Consider the following 4,167-nt stretch of genomic DNA (forward strand, 5'->3'; position numbering starts at 1 on the left):
CTCATTAAGCAGCATGGCTTTCAGAACGGACTTGTCTCCACCAATACCCGCAACGATGACGGGACCCTTTGTGAGAAATTGTTTGTAATCTCCTCCATCCAGTGGTGTTCCACCTTCCTGGATAATTGCGTCACATAAGTCCATCAAGTGGCGTTCGTGCTCGCCAAGAAACTCCGTCATTTTTGCCCGATAATCGAGATTTTCCAGCCGTTCAATTGCTACTTCGTATGTCTCGATAGCATTAAATTCCAATGCAACCAGATCATTAAGCTTGCTGATTATCTCTTCAGTCTCCATGACATCACTCTCATTAATTACTTCCATCGCATGCCTTTCATTTTTTATGATTAGGTGTTAATTGATTATTCATATCCTGACCTTGCAGATGATTAATCAAACGGCTTTTAGCCAGCCATAATTAAATTCTGATCAACCCATCGCAATCTCTATGCCAGAGAGTTTCATTACAGCTAACAAGCTCTAAAACAGTGACTATGACCGGATCTTTTATTAAAAAACGCCCGAGAATTATTGGTCAGTCTGTATAAAAAATTCCTATCACTGGTAATTTTTACTTGGAGTTATTGTTTTATTTTTTCAGGGTTGCTTATGGTTTTATCCCAAAGAATGGTCATCCATGTCATCTATGCTGGACGGAATAGCTTTTGCATTATTGAAGAGACTTCATAAGCATTCGATTTTTACTGGAGGATTTCCGCTATGACACAACCAGCATCGACCCGCTTCCCTGATCCAAGGAATCAATATCCACGTCCAGAATTTGAAATTCAGCCACAAAAACTGCCCGGCCAGGAAAACAACATGAACCCGGTACCGGATCATGGTGAAAACAGCTATAAGGGACATAATCGATTAGCCGGTCAAGTAGCTTTGATTACCGGGGGCGATAGTGGCATTGGGATGGCAGTGGCGTTGGCCTATGCTCGCGAGGGGGCAAATATTGTATTTACCTATCTCAGCGAAGAACAGGATGCACATGAGACTGAACGTCTGGTACGGGAAGCCGGTAGAGAAGTTATTTCGATAAAAATGGATCAATCAAATAATCGACCGGCCTGTGATAGAGCAGTGGAAGTATGTATCGAAGAATTTGGCCGATTGGATATTCTGGTCAATAACGCCGCGTTTCAGCAAACCTACGCATCATTACAGGATATTCCCGATGAGGAAATCAGTTATGCATTTCAAACCAACATTGAAGCCTTTTTCCATTTTTCACGGGCGGCGTTAAACCATATTCCGCCAGGTGGATCCATTATTAACACCACCTCCATCCAGGCATTTGAACCCAGCAGCAATCTTGCTCCCTATGCCGCGACCAAAGGGGCGATTGCCAACTTCACCCTGTCATTAGCTTCTGAAGCCATTAACCAGGGCGTCAGAGTAAACGGGGTGGCACCAGGACCGGTCTGGACACCATTAATCCCGACCACCATGCCTGATGAAAAAGTGTAAAACTTTGGTGCCAATACCTTATTTGGCCGCCCGGCCCAGCCGGCTGAGCTGGCACCGGTTTATGTTTTTCTAGCCTCAGCAGACGCCAGCTATATAACCGGGGAAATTTATGGTGTCACCGGCGGCCGTATTCAAATGTAAACACCTGGATTGTTATAAAAGCCGGTCAGACCTTGAACGAACCTAACTGAAGTTTAAGACTATTGGCAGCTTCGTCCAGCTTATTCCCTACCTGATTCAGCTGGCGAGCGCCCTCGGTGGTATTTTCGACAAGCTGCGAAATTTTTGTCAGATTTTTACTGACATCCTCACATACTGCGCTTTGTTCTTCGGTCGCTGAAGCAATCTGAAACGTCATTTCGGTGACTTCCATGATAGCTTTCTGAATATCCTGCAATGCTGATTCTGCTGCACGAGCCAGATCAACGGTTTCAGTCACTTGTTGCCCGCTTTGCTGCATTTTGGCGGCTGCCTGTCGACTGCCTTTTTGCAGTACATTGAGCTTTTCCTGAATATCAACAGTGGCCACCTGAGTCCGACTTGCCAGGGCTCTTACTTCATCTGCTACCACAGCAAAACCACGCCCTTTCTCCCCGGCCCGCGCTGCTTCAATTGCGGCATTAAGGGCCAGCAGATTGGTCTGTTCGGCAATTCCCTGAATCACTGACAAGATGCTGACAATCGCCTCACTGTTTTTTTCCAGCTCCAGCATCGCTGATTGAGATTCCTGCACACTGTTACTGACCTGATGAATTGACTCTGAGGTACGTTGAACCAGTCCGGCACCAGACTGTGATGACTCATTGGCATTACTGACAAATTGTGATGTGCGATCGGCATTTCCGGCAATCTGCTGGGCTGAAGCCGCCATTTCAGTGACCGCAGAAACCATTTCTTCAAGCAACTGCTGCTGTTGATCCATCTGTGTTCGCGTTTGCTCGCTGATTTGACGACCTTCCGCAGACAACTTGCTGACATTGTCGCCAAGCGGAATTAATTGCTGGATCAGGCTGCGAAGCTTGCCAATGAAGGTGTTCAGAAAGCCGGATAATTTACCCGTCTCATCCTGACGTTTGATATCAAGTTGCTGCGTCAGATCGCCCTCGCCCTCTGCGATAGAAGCTACCAGAGCAGTCATTTCTGATAATGGCCTGATACTGCTACGCGCCACCAGCCAGACCACACCGACACCAATGATGGCTAACAGCAACCCCAGCAGACTGGTAGTCGTCACAAAGCTGGCTTGCGCACGATTAAGAAATTGCTCCTGTTCGGCAACGGCTGCCAATACCTCGGCTTCCGGAACCGCCAGATAGGTTACCCAGCCCTGCTCACTTCCTGGCAAGGTGAATGGGCTGAGCACGATAAACTGTTGTTGCTGCTGCAAAATCCGGCTTTGGCCTTCTTCGCTGACACTGCGTAATGCTTCACTGAGGTCATTATCCAACGCATTGAGATTCTGACCAATCAGCTCAGGTTGCTGACTGTGTCCAACAATGACACCCCGAGGACTGATTAATAAGGTCTGTCCCATTCCCTTATAAAGCTTTGCAGCGACATCCTTGATAACCGATTGCAAAAAAGCAGCAGAAATATCAATACCACTTATGCCAATAAAGCGACCGTCACGCATTACCGGAGCAACCAGACTGGTCAATAGCACTTGCTCACCATCAATTGGATAAAGATAAGGGTCAATGACACAGCTACTTTTCCGATCTTTGGAACAAAGATAGTATTCACCTGCTCTTACGCCATTTTCATCCGGCGTAGCATCTTCCAGTCCTTCGAGATTTTCCACCCCAAAGCTATCATTATCAGAACGCACAACATAGGGCAGGAAGCGGCCTCGGGCATCACTGCCCAAACTGTCACGCTGCATAAAATCACTGCCGTCCACAGTATTTGGCTCAAATGCCACGTAAGCCCCCAGAAAATCATCATTCAATGTCAAAGTCTGTTCCAGCGTTCTGACAGCAAGACCACGCTTATCTGTAATGGATGAATCGGCGACAATAGCCTGCATTACAGCGGCATTAGCCTGGGCTGTGTGTAATGCTGTTTCCAAGGGAATGCGCAACTGCGCCGCGGTGTCCTGAGCTAATATCTGTAAATATTGCTGTGCCTGTTGTTGGTTAACATCACGGCCCTGCTCAGCAAGATTCTGTTTGATCGAACCGAACATCCAAACACTGATCAGCGCAGTCACCACCACCACAGTCAATAGACTTAGTCCGGCCCAAATACTAAAACGCTGTTGAATGGAAAGGTGCATTTTTATCTCCGTTTTCAGGGACCGGTGCTGACCGGCATACCATTAAATTTGCAGGTTGATAATTCAAGCCACAATAATCGTATTCACTGAACAGCCGAAAAGTTACCCACGATGGCAACGCATTCCGACTTTACCCCTGTCCGGTGATAACATCCCAATTAAGCTGCTTGGCTATAGGCTTGGAATAGGCCTGATGTGCTTGACGTGATGACAAGACCGCGCAGACTTTGCCAGATTTTTTTCAGCTGTGCAATTGTGATAATGAAAATTTGCTCAATTGTTGGGTTTGTTGATCTTTCATCTCCGCCTCTGTTGTGAGCTGAAAAAGCGTCAATCAAGGCACGAGGAGCGCTTTTTAGTTATTCTAAATAAGTGACGAGCAACGCAGAGTGACGCTTTTTCAGTCACACCCCGAA

2 protein-coding genes and 1 pseudogene are annotated in these 4,167 nt (G+C 46.9%); 1 reads left to right on the plus strand and 2 read right to left on the minus strand.

The window, feature by feature from the left end; all coding sequences use genetic code 11:
- A partial coding sequence (locus B3M51_RS10810) for a DUF2383 domain-containing protein (RefSeq protein ID WP_292759141.1) occupies nt 1–324 on the minus strand: 324 nt, incomplete at its 3' end.
- A gap of 498 nt (nt 325–822) precedes the next feature.
- Between B3M51_RS10810 and B3M51_RS10815 the strand changes: the two are divergent.
- A pseudogene (locus tag B3M51_RS10815) lies at nt 823–1,617 on the plus strand (SDR family oxidoreductase).
- Between the two features lie 25 nt (nt 1,618–1,642).
- On the opposite strand, the gene B3M51_RS10820 reads toward B3M51_RS10815, so the two are convergent.
- Nucleotides 1,643–3,751 (minus strand): methyl-accepting chemotaxis protein, encoded by a 2,109-nt coding sequence (locus B3M51_RS10820; RefSeq protein ID WP_292759144.1) that lies wholly within the window; start codon nt 3,749–3,751, stop codon nt 1,643–1,645.
- Nucleotides 3,752–4,167 lie beyond the last annotated feature (416 nt).

It is taken from the genome of Methylophaga sp. UBA2689 (assembly GCA_002354555.1).
Classification (GTDB): Bacteria; Pseudomonadota; Gammaproteobacteria; order Nitrosococcales; family Methylophagaceae; genus Methylophaga.

What these genes read in the sequence shown, in the direction of transcription:
- B3M51_RS10820 (WP_292759144.1), bottom strand. Translation starts at nt 3,751, where the DNA reads ATGCACCTTTCCATTCAACAGCGTTTTAGTATTTGGGCCGGACTAAGT.